Source organism: Mesorhizobium sp. BR1-1-6, assembly GCF_020165355.1.
Lineage (GTDB): Bacteria > Pseudomonadota > Alphaproteobacteria > Rhizobiales > Rhizobiaceae > Mesorhizobium.
Genome location: NZ_JAIUHZ010000001.1, coordinates 848,198 through 862,697 on the forward strand (window position 1 = coordinate 848,198; position 14,500 = coordinate 862,697).

A 14,500-nucleotide genomic window follows, 5' to 3' on the forward strand; every position below is an offset into this window, starting at 1 on the left:
CAGCCACGCCAGTGTCTCACGCGCTCTTCGTCAAACAGGGAATTCAGCCGTGCCCGCGATCTTCACCACCAACCCCACGCCTGCGCCGGCGGCAGCCAAAGCATCGAGCTTGGTGCCCACCGATGCCTCTTCCGCCTCGCTCAAGACCTGGATCGCCGTCATTGGCTCGACGCTCGGCGCCTTCATGGCGGTCCTCAACATCCAGATCGTCAACGCATCCCTCGCCGACATTCAGGGCGCCATCGGCGCCGGCATCGATGACGGCGGCTGGATATCGACCGCCTACCTGGTGGCCGAGATCGTCGTCATTCCTCTCACTGGCTGGCTGTCGCGGGTCTTTTCCATCCGCCTTTATCTTCTGGCCAATGCAATCCAGTTTCTCGCCTTCTCGGTTGCCTGCGCCTTCGCGCAAAACCTTCGGCAGATGATTGTTCTGCGTGCTTTGCAGGGCTTTTGCGGCGGCGTGCTGATCCCGGTCGCCTTCACCATCACCATAACCCTCCTGCCCAAGGCGAAGCAGCCGATCGGATTCGCCCTGTTCGCGCTGTCGGCGACCTTCGCACCGGCCATCGGACCGACAATCGGTGGCTATCTCACCGAGAACTGGGGCTGGCAGTTCATCTTCTATGTCAACTTGGTCCCCGGCGCGCTGATGGTCGGCATGCTGTGGATGTCCCTCGAAAGGGCGCCGATGCAGCTTTCGCTGCTGCGCCAGGGCGACTGGGCCGGGATCATCACCATGGCGATCGGGCTCGGCACCTTGCAGACTGTGCTCGAGGAGGGCAACAAGGACGATTGGTTCGGCTCGCCTTTCATCGTGCGGCTGTCCATGATCGCCCTCGTCAGCCTCTCGCTTTTCCTGTGGATCGAGTTGAGAAGCGAAAGGCCCTTGCTTAACCTCAGACTGTTCGCCCGCTGGAATTTCGGGTTCTCCATCCTGGCCAGCTTCCTGCTCGGAATTGCGCTCTACGGGGCGGTGTTCATCCTGCCCGTCTATCTCGCGCGCATCCAGGGCTACAACGCTCAGCAGATCGGCATGGTGCTGGCCTGGACAGGCCTGCCGCAACTGGTGCTGATCCCGCTGGTGCCGCAGTTGATGAAGCGTTTCGACATGCGCATTATCGTTGCCTTCGGCTTTGCGCTGTTCGCGGCGAGCAATTTCATGAACATCGAAATGACGGCGGCCTACGCGTCGGAGCAGTTCTTTTGGCCGAATGTCGTCCGTGCCGTCGGTCAGGCCCTGGTCATGGTACCCCTGGCTGCGGTCGCTACGGCCGGCATCGAACAGGAGAACGCCGGCTCCGCCTCCGCACTGTTCAACATGATCCGCAATCTCGGCGGCGCCGTCGGCATCGCCATGCTGCAGACTTTTCTGACCAAGCGCGAGCAGTTCCACTCCAACGTGCTGGTGCGGTCGGTGTCGCTGTTCGAAGAGAGCACTCGCGCGCGCATCGAGCATCTGACCCGATATTTCCTGGCGCATGGCGCCGGCGATCGCGCAGCCGCGATGCTCAAGGCCGTCATCGCCATCGGACAGATGGTGCGCAAGCAGGCTTTCATCATGGCTTTCAGCGACGCGTTCTATCTACTCGGAGCAGCCCTTGTCGTCGCGTTCTTCGCCACGCTGCTGTTGCGCAACCCGGGCCATATCGAGGCGGGTGGCGCGCACTGAAAGATCGGAAAGAAGAACTACAATGATTTCAATCCCGAACTACGCCAGCGCGGCCCCGGAATGTGAGTCTGTCACGTGCACCACCAGGAAACTCAGCAAATTTTCGAATGCTTGGCAGAGACTGTGCCGTTCCAAGTAGGGCACTTTAGCCCATAGTGCGATTTTGGCACCGGCTGCCGCCGTCTTGCCAAAACCGGCTGAATTCCGAAAATCAAGCCAGTGGCGTCGCGCTGGAAACGCCTGGAAGTCTATTGATTTCAATAGGATAAAATGGCGCGCCCGAAGAGATTCGAACTCCTGACCCCCAGATTCGTAGTCTGGTGCTCTATCCAGCTGAGCTACGGGCGCGCATCAGGTCATGCTTTCCATGACCCCGCGATCCGATCCTCGAGGACCGGCCGCGAATGTGTGCAGTTCCCTAGCGACTGAATTCGCGAAAAGCAAGCCGATCCGGCAAAAGTTTTGTCGTCGATGCGTCATCCGCTGGATCCGGCCGGAAATCGGGTTGTTCGAAGCGGCATTCAGGGCGAAGGGGGCCGGACCGGTTTGCGGGCGAAACAGCGCCCAAGCCTGTCAGGCCGGGCGGCGCAGCCCGTTGCGGGCCTGGTCGAGCCGCACCGGCTGGTCGGGAATGGTGACGGCGAAGGTGGTGCGCCCGCCGATCGATTCGACCAGCTCCACCGTGCCGCCATGCGCGCGGATCAGTTCATGCGCGATCGCCAGACCAAGCCCGGTGCCGCCGCTGCGCGCAGAGCCGCGGAACGCCGCGAACAGGTTCTCGCGCGCCTTCGGCGGCAGGCCGGGACCGGTGTCGGTCACGACGATGCGGCTGACGCTGCCCATGCGCTCGGCCGAAACCGCCAGCCGGCGCACCACGGCGCTCTCCGTGTCCGCCGCCATCGCCTGCACGGCGTTGCGGCACAGATTGGTGAGCACGCGGAACAACTGGTCGGAATCGGCGTCCACCTCGAACGCCTTTTCGACCGCGTTGATGAACTCGATGCCTTCCTCGATGTCGAGCAGGCCGTGCACGTCCTCGACCAGCTGGCGCAGCCGCACGCGCCGGCGCGAAGGCGGCGGCTCCTGCGTACGGCCGTAATGAAGCACGCCTTCCGAGTAGGAGACCGCACGGTCGAGCGCACGCAGGAGCTTCGGCGCGAAGGCCTGCACGGTCGGATCCTTGACCTGGCGCAGGCGGTCCGAAATTAGCTGCGCCGAGGCCAGGATGTTGCGCATGTCGTGGTTGATCTTCGACACGGCGAGGCCGAGGTCGGCCAGGTGCTTCTGCTCGGTTAGCATCTTCTGCAGCCGCTCCTGCATCTGCGACAGCTCGCGCTCGGCCACCCCGATCTCATCGGCGCGGGCGGCGGGATGAATGATCCGGCTGGGGTCGTCGGGGGCCTGCGAGAAGGACAGCATGGAGCGCGTCATGTTGCGGATCGGTCCGATCATGATCAGGTCGATCGCGGCATAGACCAGCATGGCCGTGAACAGCGAGATCAGCAGCGAGACGAAGGCGACGTTGCGCGAATAGATAAGCATCGCCTTGCGCAGGCTGTAGTCCGGCATGATCAGCTCGAACTCCTTGTCGCTGTCGCCGACCGGCCCGAAGACGCGCAGCATCCGGTTGCCGCCGAAAAACAGCGTGTCGAGCGCGCCGGTCATGCCCTTGACCATGCCGACGCTGGCGAGGTCGATGTGCTCGTCGACCTGCGGCGGCATGTCGGCCACCACAAGCAGCCGCGACACGCCGCCGTCGCGCACCGCGATCGCCTTGGCGCCGATCGCCATAAGCACGTCGTTCTGCGCCGTGCGCGACAGCGAGGTCGGTTCGCCCTGCACCAGCACGATCGATACGGCCGCGGCGGTACTCAGCCGCTCCTTGAGCCAGGCCAGCCGGTAGCTGGCGATCCAGGGCAGGAAGATGAGCACTTCGGCCAAAAGCACGAAAACGATGGTCAACAGCAGCAGTTTTGTCGACAGGCCGCGCGACAAGGGTACGCTGCGGACGGCGGCTGGCGCTGGTCCTGTCCCTTCTTCGGCTTGCGTGGTTTCGCTCATGCGGTCCTGTCTTCACAATCGCTTGATCAGCCCAGATTAGGCGATTGCGGCTTTTTTGCCAATTTCCCCCTTGGTCGGAGAGATATAATTGCCGCCGAAAGTGCGCATCCCGGGCCCGGCGACACCGGCCCGGCACCGGCCCGGCACCGGATTGACTTCCAAAACCCTTCTTTCTATAAGCCCGCTCACGCTCGGGCCATTCGTCCCGGCGCGGTTTCGATCGCGCCAAAGCCGGCCCGGCAAAGCTCCTGTTACAGAGTGACAGAATCAAGAAGGGCCGCACCCCGCGGTATTAAAACAAATGAAGCGTACCTACCAACCGTCCAAACTCGTCCGCAAACGCCGGCACGGTTTCCGTGCCCGCATGGCCACCAAGGGTGGTCGCGGCGTCGTCGCAGCTCGCCGCAACCGCGGCCGCAAGCGGCTCAGCGCCTGAGCGAGACAAGATCGTTGCCCGCAACCGGCAAGCCAGTGGGACAAAATCCCAAGCGGCTTCTGAAACGCGCGGAATTCCTGGCCGTCCGCCGTGGTGAAAAACGTCGCGGGCGGTTTTTCCTCGTCGAGGTCCTCGACCGCGGCGATGGCGGCGCGCCGCGCGTCGGCTACACCGTCACCAAGAAGGTCGGCAACGCGGTCGTGCGCAACCGCGTCAGGCGGCGGCTGAAAGAGGCCGTGCGCACCCATGCGGCCGATGACATGATGCCCGGCAATGATTATGTCATCGTCGGGCGCGATGATGCGCTCCGCGCCCCGTTCGGCCAGTTGAAGGTCGAACTCTCCCGCCGACTTCGCGGAACACGATAGGCCAAGGGCTCTCGATGGAAAACAACCGAAACTTCTTCATCACCATCGCGCTGTCGGTGCTGATCCTGACCCTGTGGCAGGTCTTCTACATGAACCCGCGCGTCGAACAGCAGCGCGAGGCGGCGCGCGTCGAGCAGCAGCGCGTGGAAGAGCAGAAGAAGGCGGCAGAGACAGCCAATCCGGGCGCGGCAACGCCGGCGCCGGCCGGCACCGCTCCCGGTGCCATCCCCAACGCGCCCGGCGGCGACACCGTCACCGCGGCCAGCCGCGACCAGGCGCTGGCGGCTTCGAAGCGCGTCAAGATCGATACGCCGAGCCTCGAAGGCTCGATCAACCTGACCGGCGCCCGTCTCGACGACCTCAAGCTCAAGCACTACACCGAAACCGTCGACAAGGATTCGCCCGAGATCGAACTGCTCAACCCTTCGGAGTTGCCCAGCGGCTACTTCGCCGAGATCGGCTTCGTCGGCAACGACAAGACGGGTACGGTACCGGGCGCGGATACGGTGTGGAACGTCGAAGGCAATCCGACGCTGACCCCGTCGACGCCGGTGACGCTGACTTACACCAGTGACAAGGGGCTGACCTTCAAGCGCACCTTCTCTGTGGACAGCGACTACATGTTCACCGTTTCCGACGAGGTGCGCAATTCGGGTTCGGCCCCGGTTACGCTGTCGAATTACGGCCGCGTCACGCGCTACGACAAGCCGGCAGTCGCCAGCACCTACGTGCTGCATGAAGGCCTGATCGGCTTCACCGGTGCGGAAGGCCTGCAGGAACACAAATACGCGTCCATCGAGAAGGACAAGGAAGTCAAGCCGGGCAAGTCGACGGACGGCTGGCTTGGCATCACCGACAAATACTGGGCGGTGACGGTGGTTCCGAGCGAGAAGCAGCCGTTCCAGCCGCGCTTCGGCTATTTCGTGGACGGCCGCCACCGCTACCAGTCCGACTTCCTCACCGACCCGATCAATGTCGAGGCCGGCCAGTCGGCAACCGTCGAGACCGAGGTCTTTGCTGGCGCCAAGGAAGTCGCCAAGATCAATGCCTATGCCGAAGACCGCCACATCAAGCGGTTCGACCTGCTGATCGACTGGGGTTGGTTCCACTTCATCACCAAGCCGATGTTCTGGCTCATCGACACGCTCTACAAATTCCTCGGCAATTTCGGCCTGGCGATCCTCGCCACCACCGTCATCGTCAAGGCCATCTTCTTCCCGCTCGCCAACAAGTCCTACGCGTCGATGGCGAACATGAAGAAGGTGCAGCCCAAGATGCTCGAGATCCGCGAGAAATACGCGGACGACAAGATGAAGCAGCAGCAGGCGATGATGGAGCTGTACAAGACCGAGAAGATCAATCCGCTCGCCGGCTGCTGGCCGGTGGCATTGCAGATCCCGGTCTTCTTCTCGCTCTACAAGGTGCTCTACATCACCATCGAGATGCGCCATGCGCCGTTCTTCGGCTGGATCCAGGATCTGGCCGCGCCCGATCCGACGTCGATCTTCAACCTGTTCGGCCTTGTTCCGATCACGCTTCCGCACATGCTGATGATCGGCGTCTGGCCGCTGATCATGGGCGTCACCATGTTCCTGCAGATGCGCATGAACCCGACGCCGCCGGATCCGACGCAGGCCGCCATCTTCACCTGGATGCCCGTCATCTTCACCTTCATGATGGCTGGGTTCCCGGCCGGGCTTGTCATCTACTGGGCCTGGAACAACACGCTGTCGATCCTCCAGCAAGGCGTGATCATGAAGCGCCAAGGCGCCAAGATCGAACTGTGGGACAATCTGCTGGCGCTGTTCCGCAAGAAACCGTCGCCAGCGGAATAAAGCCTCATTCTTCGCTAAAAGCCCGGTCGCCCGGGCTTTTTCTTGTGCGCCGGCATCGGTCCACGTCCGCCCGCGATGGGCGAAACTGCAAACGCGCGGCACCGTCCGATCCGGCAAATGCGCTTGTCCACCATCGAAGACTCGCTCCCGGGGCGATTGGTGCTATACGGCGGATTACGCTACTTTGACGAGGTGTGCGCCGACGCGGGACGCGTCCGCCAGCCAATTCCCGGACGAACCGCCATGACCGGACCCAATCCCGACATCAAGCACCCGATCCCGATGCACACGCGCGTCGGCTTCCTCAAGGCGCTGGTGAGCGCGCCCAACATCGAGATCGGCGACTTCACCTATTATGACGATCCGGAAGGGCCGGATAAATTCGCCGAGAAATGCGTGCTGCACCACTATTCCTTCATCGGCGACAGGCTGATCATCGGTAAGTTCTGCGCCATCGCCGAAGGTGCCCGCTTCATCATGAACGGCGCCAACCACGCCATGTCCGGTTTTTCGACCTATCCGTTCAACATTTTCGGCCATGGCTGGGAAAAGGGTTTCGACCCCGCCACATGGTCGAAGGAGGTGCGCGGCGACACGGTGGTCGGCAACGATGTCTGGATCGGCATGGAGGCAGTGATCCTGCCGGGGGTGCAAATCGGACATGGCGCCATCGTTGCGGCGAAGTCCGTGGTCACGCACGACGTGCGGCCCTATGCCATCGTCGCCGGCAACGCGGCCAAGGTCGTCAAGATGCGTTTCGACGACAGGACGATCCGGCGGCTGCTGGCGGTGGCTTGGTGGGATTGGCCGGTGGACAAGATCAGCCGCAACCTCGATGCCATCAGGGGCGCCGATATTTCTCTTCTGGAGACAGCAGCTTGAACGCTCAATACAGCACCACGATCGGCACGGACCTGTTTACCCGCGGGTGGATCTTCATCCGCGGTGTGCCCGCCATGAAGTTCCTGCCGCCGGAAGGGCCGCCGGAAATCGCCTTTGCCGGCCGCTCCAACGTCGGCAAGTCGTCGCTGATCAACGCTCTGGTCAACCAGAAGGGCCTGGCGCGCACCTCCAACACGCCAGGGCGCACGCAGGAACTCAATTATTTCGTGCCGGACGGATTTTCGGGGGAGGGCGCCGACCTGCCGCCAATGGCATTGGTCGACATGCCGGGCTACGGCTATGCCACCGCGCCCAAGGAAAAGGTCGACGATTGGACGAAGCTGGTCTTCGACTATCTCAAGGGCCGTGTCACGCTGAAGCGGGTTTATGTGCTGATCGACGCCCGCCACGGCATCAAGGCCAAGGACGACGAGGTGCTGTCGCTGCTCGACAAGGCGGCGGTTTCGTACCAGGTCGTGCTGACCAAGACCGACAAGATCAAGGCCGCCGGCGTGCCGCGGCTGATTGAGGAGACGCTTGCCAAGATCAAGAAGCGACCGGCGGCGTTTCCTTTCGTGCTGGCGACGTCATCGGAAAAGGCCGAGGGCCTGGAGGAGCTGCGCGCCGCGATCGTGCTCGCGGCCAATGGCGGCTAGCGGCACAAAAAGCCGGGTTAAGCCTTCGCCTCCAGGGCGATCATCTTGTGGCTTTCCTCCGCGGCAAGCATTTCGGTGCCATAGGCCTTCAGGAACATGTCGACGCCCGACCTGACGATATGGTCGATTTCGTCCTGGTTCGGAGCCTTGGCGCGATAGGCGAAGATGCACTGCCGGAAAAGACCGGCCAGGCAGAGTTCTGTGAACTGATAGGCGGCAAGGTCGACATCGTCGATCTTGAGCAGGCCACGGTCGATGGCGGCCTTGAGGAAGGTCACGACCTTGTCGTGGCCGCGTTTGGGGCCGCGTTCGTAAAACCGCGCGCCCATGTCGGGTATCCTGTCGGAGGCGCCGATCACCGTGCGCTGGGCCTGGATGACCTTGGCCGAGGTGATCTTCATGGACAGGACCTTGCCGAATTTCACCAGCGTCTCGCGCAGGTCGTCGGCACGGTCGAGCACGTCATACATGTTCTTGAAGATCGTGCCGCGTTCTTCCTCGATCAGCGCCTCGAAGAGCTCTTCCTTGTTGGCGAAGTAGACATAGATGGTGCCTTTCGAAACGCCGGCTTCCCGCGTGATGTCGTTCATCGAGGCCGCCTCGAAGCCCTTGTCGATAAAGACCCGGCGGGCGCCATCGATGATCTGGCTGCGCTTGACCGGATCCTGTCCGGCTGCCGGGCGGCCGCGGCGCAAGCCGTCCAGCAGGTCGCCGCAATTGTCGTTTTCGACGTCGGGCGTTGTGTCGGCCATTAAAGTCACACCTCGAAAATAATTCGAACCAAGCGGTTCGATTGCCTCTTGATATGGTCCTCTTTAGGCGCTATGTCAACGGCCGGATCGAACCGAACGGTTCAGTATTATAACTTAGAGAGATGTCATGTCCTCGAACGCGCCGTCCACCGCCGAAGTCCGTCCTTTCCCCAACGCCAAGGTCGCCCCGGCGACGGAAGCACCGGAAGTTCCCGTCCAGCCAGTCGCCGCGCCGCCTCTGGCGGAAACTCCGGCGAAGAAAAAGCGTTCCGTGCGCTCCTTCCTGCTGCCGGTCATCGGCGTCGCCCTGCTCGGCGCCGGCGCCTGGTACGGCTATGATTACTGGACCACCGGCCGTTTCATGATTTCGACCGACGACGCCTATGTCCAGGCCGACATGGCTTTCATTTCGCCCAAGATCTCCGGCTATGTCGATCAGGTCAAGGTCAGCGAGAACCAGCAGGTCAAGGCCGGCGATCCGCTGCTGACGGTCGATGACGGCGATTACAAAATAGCGGTCGCCCAGGCCGAGGCGCAGATCGCCACGCTGGCCAAAACGCTCGATCGCATCGATGCGCAGACCAAGGCGGCACAGGCCTCCTTGCAGCAGGCGCAGGCCGCCAAGACCGCCGACCAGGCCGCTGCGGCCAATGCCGCGCGCGCCCAGCAGCGCGCCGCGCAACTGCTCAAGACCCATGTCGGTACGCAGGCGCAACTCGACGACGCCCAGACGGCGCTCGACCAGGCCAACGCCGCTCTCGTCGGCGCCGACGCGCAGATCGCCGCAGCACAGGCCAATATCGGCGTGCTGGAGGCGCAGCGTGCTGAATCGGCAAGCACGCTGGCATCCTTGCAGCTCAGCCGCGACAAGGCCGCGCGCGACCTGTCCTTCACGGTGCTCAAGGCGCCCTATGACGGCGTTGTCGGCAACCGTTCCGTCGAGCAGGGCGACCTCGTCAGCCCCGGCCAGAAGCTCGCCGTCATCGTGCCGATGAACAAGCTCTACATCGTCGCCAACTTCAAGGAGACCCAGCTTGCCCGGCTGGTGCCCGGCGAAAAGGTCAGGATTTCGGTCGATGCCATCGACGGCGAGCCCATCGAGGGCACTGTTTCCTCGCTGGCGCCGGCCTCGGGTGCCGTGTTCTCGCTGCTGCCGCCGGAAAATGCCACCGGCAATTTCACCAAAGTGGTGCAGCGCGTCCCGGTCCGCATCGACGTGCCGGCCGATGCGCTGAAGAGCGGCAGACTGCGTGCCGGCTTAAGCGTCGTTGTCGCCGTCGACAGCCGCACCGCGCCGGCCGCGATCAACTGAGCGCGCTCCGGGGAGCAACGCCATGGCCACCGCAACCCTGACCGCAGGAGCGCCGCCGGCGAGGCCGGCTGTGCCTGACACCATCTCGACGCGGCGCGTCATAGCCTTCCTGGCGATGGTGTTCGGCATGTTCATGGCCATCCTGGACATCCAGATCGTCTCGGCCTCGCTGGCCGAGATCCAGGCTGGCCTGAGCGCCAGTTCCGACGAGATCCCTTGGGTGCAGACGGCCTATCTGATCGCCGAGGTGGTCATGATCCCCCTGTCCGGCTTTCTCAGCCGGATGCTGTCGACGCATGTTCTGTTCACAATTTCGGCGGCGGGTTTTACCGCCGCAAGCGCGCTCGCCGCGACCGCCACCAACATCGACCAGATGATCGTTTACCGCGCCATCCAGGGTTTTATCGGCGGCGGCATGATCCCCAGCGTCTTTGCGGCCGCCTTCACCATCTTCCCGCCGTCGCGCCGTGCCGTCGTTTCGCCGATGATCGGCCTGGTGGCCACCCTGGCGCCCACCATCGGTCCGACCGTCGGCGGCTATATCAGCCACGCAATGTCCTGGCACTGGCTGTTCCTCGTCAATGTCGTGCCCGGCATTCTGGTGACGACGGCGGCCTGGTCGCTGATCGACTTCGACAAGCCCAACCTCAAGCTGTTCTCGAAGTTCGACTGGTGGGGCCTTGCCGGCATGGCGGCGTTCCTCGGCTGCATGGAATATGTGCTCGAGGAAGGCCCGAACAATGATTGGCTGCAAGATCAGGCGGTGTTCATCTGCGCCGTCGTCATGACCTTCGGCGCGGTGCTGTTCTTCTGGCGGGTGTTCACCGCCGAGGAGCCGATCGTCGATCTCAAGGCGTTCAGCAATATCAACTTCGCCTTCGGCTCGCTGTTCTCCTTCGTCATCGGAATCGGCCTCTACGGTCTCACCTATCTCTACCCCGTGTTCCTCGGACGCATCCGCGGCTACGATTCCATGATGATCGGCGAGGCACTGTTCGTCAGCGGCCTGGCGATGTTCTTCACCGCGCCGGTCTCGGGCATCCTGTCGAACAAGATGGACCCGCGCCTGATGATGATGATCGGCTTCTTCGGCTTCGCCACCGGAACCTGGTGGATGACGCATCTGACCGCCGACTGGGATTTTTACGAGCTGCTCATCCCGCAGATCCTGCGCGGCTGTTCGATGATGCTGTGCATGGTGCCGATCAACAACATCGCGCTCGGCACGCTGCCGCCCGAGCGGCTGAAGAATGCGTCGGGCCTGTTCAACCTGACCCGCAATCTCGGCGGTGCCGTCGGCCTCGCCCTGATCAACACGGTGCTGATCGACCGCAACGCCTTCCACTATGCAAGGCTCTCCGAGCACGTGCAGTGGGGAAGTGCGGCCGCGCAGCAGAAGCTTCAGAACATGACGCTCAATTTCGAGCAGACCGCCGGCCTGGACGCGGCCAGCGCGGCGATCTCGAAATTGTCGGGCATGGTCCAGCAGCAGGCGGCGCTGCTGTCCTTCATGGACGTGTTCTACATGCTGACGGTGCTGTTCGCGACGCTTGGCCTGTTCACCATGATGATCCGCAAACCGGCGGCCGTCGGCGGTGGTGGCGGCGGGCACTGACACCAGGGCAATACCGGAGAAACGATTTGCGTCCTGAATCGCGCTGGAAGCAAGGAAACACGGGCAGCCGTTTCGGGAAGCTCCTCCAGTCCACGCCCGAAATGACTGACCGCTAAAAAACTCCGGGTCGCAAGCCCGGAGTTTTTTCATATCGCAGCCGCATGGTCTCAGGCTGTGGCGGGCTTGAAGCTCAGCGCCACGCCGTTGATGCAGTGACGCAGCCCGGTCGGCGGCGGGCCGTCGTCGAAGACATGGCCCAGATGGCCGCCGCAGCGGCGGCAGTGGACTTCGGTGCGAGTCATGCCGAGCGACCGGTCCTGCGTCTTGCCGACGGCGTTGGCGATCTCCTGCCAGAAACTCGGCCAGCCGGTGCCGGAATCGAACTTCGTCTCGGAGGAGTAAACCGGCAGGTCGCAGCCGGCGCAGGCGAAGACGCCCTTGCGGTGCTCGTTGAGCAATGGGCTGGTGCCGGGATATTCGGTGCCTTCCTTGCGCAGCACGTCGAAGGCCGCGGGAGACAGGATCGCGCGCCATTCGGCATCGGTCTTGGTGACTTCGAAGGTCTCCGCCGCACGTGCATCCTGCGATCCGCCCATGCGCAGCAGAGATGCCGTGCCGGCGACCACGCCGATGGCGGCGGCGCCGCTCAAGAGAAAGTCGCGACGGTTCATGGCCAATCCTCCTGCTATCTGTTTGCCACATTCAACGCTCGGCTGAAAATCAAAAGCCGTTGAGGGCCGAACGTTACCCGCACCAGCCTCCTGGATGGAGCCACAGTGCGGAGCGGACGCCTGCCGGCGCAACGCGTGTACGAAGTCGCGCACCGGCAGGAGAGCCTTGCTGCCTGTTCGCCGGCAGCGAGCCGTATGTTACATCTTCGGCAAAAGAACCTTGTCGATGACGTGGATGACGCCATTGGACTGCCTGACGTCGGCAATCGTCACATGGGCGACATTGCCGTTCTCGTCTGTGACGGTGACCTTGCCCTTATCGGCCTTGAGCGTCAGCTCGCAGCCGCCGGCGGTCTTGACTACATGCGCGCCGCCATCGGCCTTGGCCATCTTGGCGACGTCGGCGGCCATCGCTTTCGCCGCGATCACATGGCAGGTCAGGACCTTGGTCAGCTTGTCCTTGTTCTCGGGCTTGAGCAGCGTTTCGACCGTGCCGGCCGGAAGTGCTGCAAAGGCCTCGTTGGTGGGAGCGAAGACGGTGAAGGGCCCGGCGCCCTGCAGCGTGTCGACCAGGCCCGCTGCCTTGACGGCAGCGACCAGCGTCGTGTGGTCCTTCGAATTGACGGCGTTCTCGATGATGTTCTTCTTGGCGTACATGGGTGCGCCCCCGACCATCGGATTGGCGGCATAGGCGATGGTGCCGAGCGCTGAGAGGCCGATCGTACCGGCGAGCAAAAGGGTGGCGAATTTACGCATGATGTAAGTCTCCTCGGGTTGTTTTCCCCATCATTGGGAACGCGAGGAGATACGGGCCATGAAAAACTTAGTTTCGCTTTCTATGAAAGAATTCTTTTCTTCCGAATGAGGTCCAGTGATTTCGGTGGATAGGCTGATCCAACCGCGGGAATTTGGTCCGCGGTTATCCATGCAAAAATAGACTTCACTATTTTGAAAGGCGACGGTCCGGGCGGGGAGCCATCAGATGCCCTTCAGGTCGCCTGCCGCGACCACCGGTCCCGTCGGCTGGCCGGTCGGCGAACCGCCTGAAGGCTCGAGGCTGACCGCCAGCACGGCGCCCTGCGCAAGTTTCTGCTGCACGGCCGGCGAAACCGTCACATGCGCAGCCTTCCCGGCCGGGATGACGCCCATCGAAACCGGCGCGTTCTTGCCCACGATCACCCACAGTTCGAAGTCCTTGCCGGAGGCCCGCTCACCGGAAACGTGCGACAGGCCGACTTCATGATGCGCCGCGTCATAGACGACGAGGTATCTGACGTCGCTGCCTTCGGCGGCCAGCGAGGCGACAAGCTGTGGTTGTTGGAGCGGTGGGTTGATGAAAGGCAAGGCGATGTAGATCGCCAGCGCCGCGATGGCGGCGGCGGCAAGGCCGCGCCAGAAGGCAAGGCTCGACCATAGGCCGGCGCGAGGCTGCGAGGCGAACAGCCGGCGATCGATCGCCTCCTTGACCCTGATCGGAGGTTCTGTCCCGGAATAGGCGACGGCCAAGGGCGAAAAATGGGCCTCCCAGGCATTGACAAGCCGAGCGAATGCGGCGTCGCCATCGATGCGGCGGGACGCAATCTGGCGTTCTTCCGCTGTCAGGACGCCAAGAACGTATTCGGCGGCGAACAGGTCGTCGCCTCCACGTTCCGGTCCGTCGTCGTCTACCAGCGTCATCTTTCCAGACACTCTCTGAGCTTCAGCAGGCTGCGCCGCAGCCAGGTTCGCATCGTGTTCAGCGGCACGCCATGGCGCTCCGCCAGTTCGGCATAGCTCTCGCCGTTCAGATAGGCGCCCCGGACAGCCGCTGCCCGGCCCTTCTCCAATTCCTCGAGACAATGGTAGATGCGCTCGGACTCGCCACCTGCCACGGTCATGGCCTCCGGTCCCGGCGCCGGATCGGCCACATCGAGCGCGGCATCGATATAGGCGGCAGGTTCCCGCCGCGCCCTGATACGATCGATCGCATGGTTGCGCGCGATGGCCACCAGCCAGGAAATCGGGCTTAGATCCGAGACGGCGAAACGGTCCGCCTTCGTCCATATCTTGACGAAGACCTCCTGAAGCGCCTCTTCGGCATCTCCCCGGTCCTTCAATACACGAAGGCAGACACCGAAAAGTTTCGCGCTGGTCTGCCGGTACAGCAGATCGAACGAAGCCCGGTCCTTCATCGAAGTCCGGACAATCAGATTGCTGATCTCCTGTGGCGTCATGTCGGCAAATTAGGGGATTGCGATGTA

Annotated in this window: 14 protein-coding genes and 1 tRNA gene; 8 read left to right on the forward strand and 7 right to left on the reverse strand. The window is 62.9% G+C overall.

The window, feature by feature from the left end; all coding sequences use genetic code 11:
* The first annotated feature begins 49 nt into the window (after window positions 1–49).
* On the forward strand, window positions 50–1,672 hold the full coding sequence (locus LB545_RS04130; RefSeq protein WP_224704483.1) for an MDR family MFS transporter: 1,623 nt from the start codon (window positions 50–52) through the stop codon (window positions 1,670–1,672).
* Between the two features lie 271 nt (window positions 1,673–1,943).
* Here the strand turns inward: LB545_RS04130 and LB545_RS04135 are convergent.
* Both LB545_RS04135 and LB545_RS04140 read right to left on the reverse strand, forming a co-directional pair.
* Window positions 1,944–2,020 (reverse strand) — tRNA-Arg (locus tag LB545_RS04135).
* Window positions 2,021–2,245: 225 nt separating this feature from the next.
* Window positions 2,246–3,733, reverse strand: a complete 1,488-nt coding sequence (locus LB545_RS04140) for an ATP-binding protein (protein ID WP_140655256.1) — start codon at window positions 3,731–3,733, stop codon at window positions 2,246–2,248.
* Window positions 3,734–4,034: 301 nt separating this feature from the next.
* Here LB545_RS04140 and rpmH point away from each other — a divergent pair, with 301 nt between their 5' ends.
* From rpmH to yihA, 5 genes are all read left to right on the forward strand, one after another.
* Window positions 4,035–4,169, forward strand: a complete 135-nt coding sequence (rpmH, locus tag LB545_RS04145) for a 50S ribosomal protein L34 (RefSeq protein WP_008833937.1) — start codon at window positions 4,035–4,037, stop codon at window positions 4,167–4,169.
* 14 nt (window positions 4,170–4,183) lie between these two features.
* The gene (gene rnpA, locus LB545_RS04150; protein WP_140491500.1) at window positions 4,184–4,537 is read left to right on the forward strand and encodes a ribonuclease P protein component; all 354 of its coding nucleotides are present in this window, start codon (window positions 4,184–4,186) and stop codon (window positions 4,535–4,537) included.
* A 14-nt stretch (window positions 4,538–4,551) separates the two neighbouring features.
* Window positions 4,552–6,372, forward strand: coding sequence for a membrane protein insertase YidC (yidC, locus tag LB545_RS04155; protein WP_140554640.1), 1,821 nt, complete (start codon window positions 4,552–4,554; stop codon window positions 6,370–6,372).
* Window positions 6,373–6,615: 243 nt separating this feature from the next.
* A complete protein-coding gene (locus tag LB545_RS04160; RefSeq protein ID WP_140895758.1) occupies window positions 6,616–7,254 on the forward strand; it encodes a CatB-related O-acetyltransferase in 639 nt (212 codons plus the stop codon).
* Entirely contained in the window at window positions 7,251–7,910 is a 660-nt protein-coding gene (gene yihA / locus LB545_RS04165; protein WP_140491494.1) for a ribosome biogenesis GTP-binding protein YihA/YsxC, read from the forward strand. The genes LB545_RS04160 and yihA overlap by 4 nt, the downstream gene beginning before the upstream one ends.
* A 17-nt stretch (window positions 7,911–7,927) precedes the next feature.
* On the opposite strand, the gene LB545_RS04170 is transcribed toward yihA, so the two are convergent.
* Window positions 7,928–8,662, reverse strand: coding sequence for a TetR/AcrR family transcriptional regulator (locus tag LB545_RS04170; protein ID WP_140491491.1), 735 nt, complete (start codon window positions 8,660–8,662; stop codon window positions 7,928–7,930).
* A gap of 127 nt (window positions 8,663–8,789) precedes the next feature.
* On the opposite strand from LB545_RS04170, the gene LB545_RS04175 reads away from it, so the two are divergent.
* Both LB545_RS04175 and LB545_RS04180 read left to right on the forward strand, forming a co-directional pair.
* Window positions 8,790–9,974 (forward strand): HlyD family secretion protein, encoded by a 1,185-nt coding sequence (locus tag LB545_RS04175; RefSeq protein ID WP_224704484.1) that lies wholly within the window; start codon window positions 8,790–8,792, stop codon window positions 9,972–9,974.
* Window positions 9,975–9,996: 22 nt separating this feature from the next.
* Complete coding sequence (locus LB545_RS04180) at window positions 9,997–11,589, forward strand: DHA2 family efflux MFS transporter permease subunit (protein WP_224704485.1); 1,593 nt, start codon at window positions 9,997–9,999, stop codon at window positions 11,587–11,589.
* Window positions 11,590–11,756: 167 nt separating this feature from the next.
* Here LB545_RS04180 and msrB read toward each other — a convergent pair whose 3' ends face one another.
* The 4 genes from msrB to LB545_RS04200 form a co-directional block, all read right to left on the reverse strand.
* Window positions 11,757–12,260, reverse strand: coding sequence for a peptide-methionine (R)-S-oxide reductase MsrB (msrB, locus tag LB545_RS04185; protein WP_140491485.1), 504 nt, complete (start codon window positions 12,258–12,260; stop codon window positions 11,757–11,759).
* Between the two features lie 198 nt (window positions 12,261–12,458).
* Entirely contained in the window at window positions 12,459–13,016 is a 558-nt protein-coding gene (locus LB545_RS04190) for a fasciclin domain-containing protein (protein ID WP_140491483.1), read from the reverse strand.
* Window positions 13,017–13,238: 222 nt separating this feature from the next.
* Window positions 13,239–13,937 carry an anti-sigma factor domain-containing protein gene (locus LB545_RS04195; RefSeq protein WP_140491480.1) on the reverse strand — a complete coding sequence of 233 codons (699 nt, stop codon included), beginning with the start codon at window positions 13,935–13,937 and terminating at the stop codon, window positions 13,239–13,241.
* On the reverse strand, window positions 13,934–14,473 hold the full coding sequence (locus LB545_RS04200; RefSeq protein ID WP_140491478.1) for a sigma-70 family RNA polymerase sigma factor: 540 nt from the start codon (window positions 14,471–14,473) through the stop codon (window positions 13,934–13,936). The genes LB545_RS04195 and LB545_RS04200 overlap by 4 nt, the downstream gene beginning before the upstream one ends.
* Window positions 14,474–14,500 lie beyond the last annotated feature (27 nt).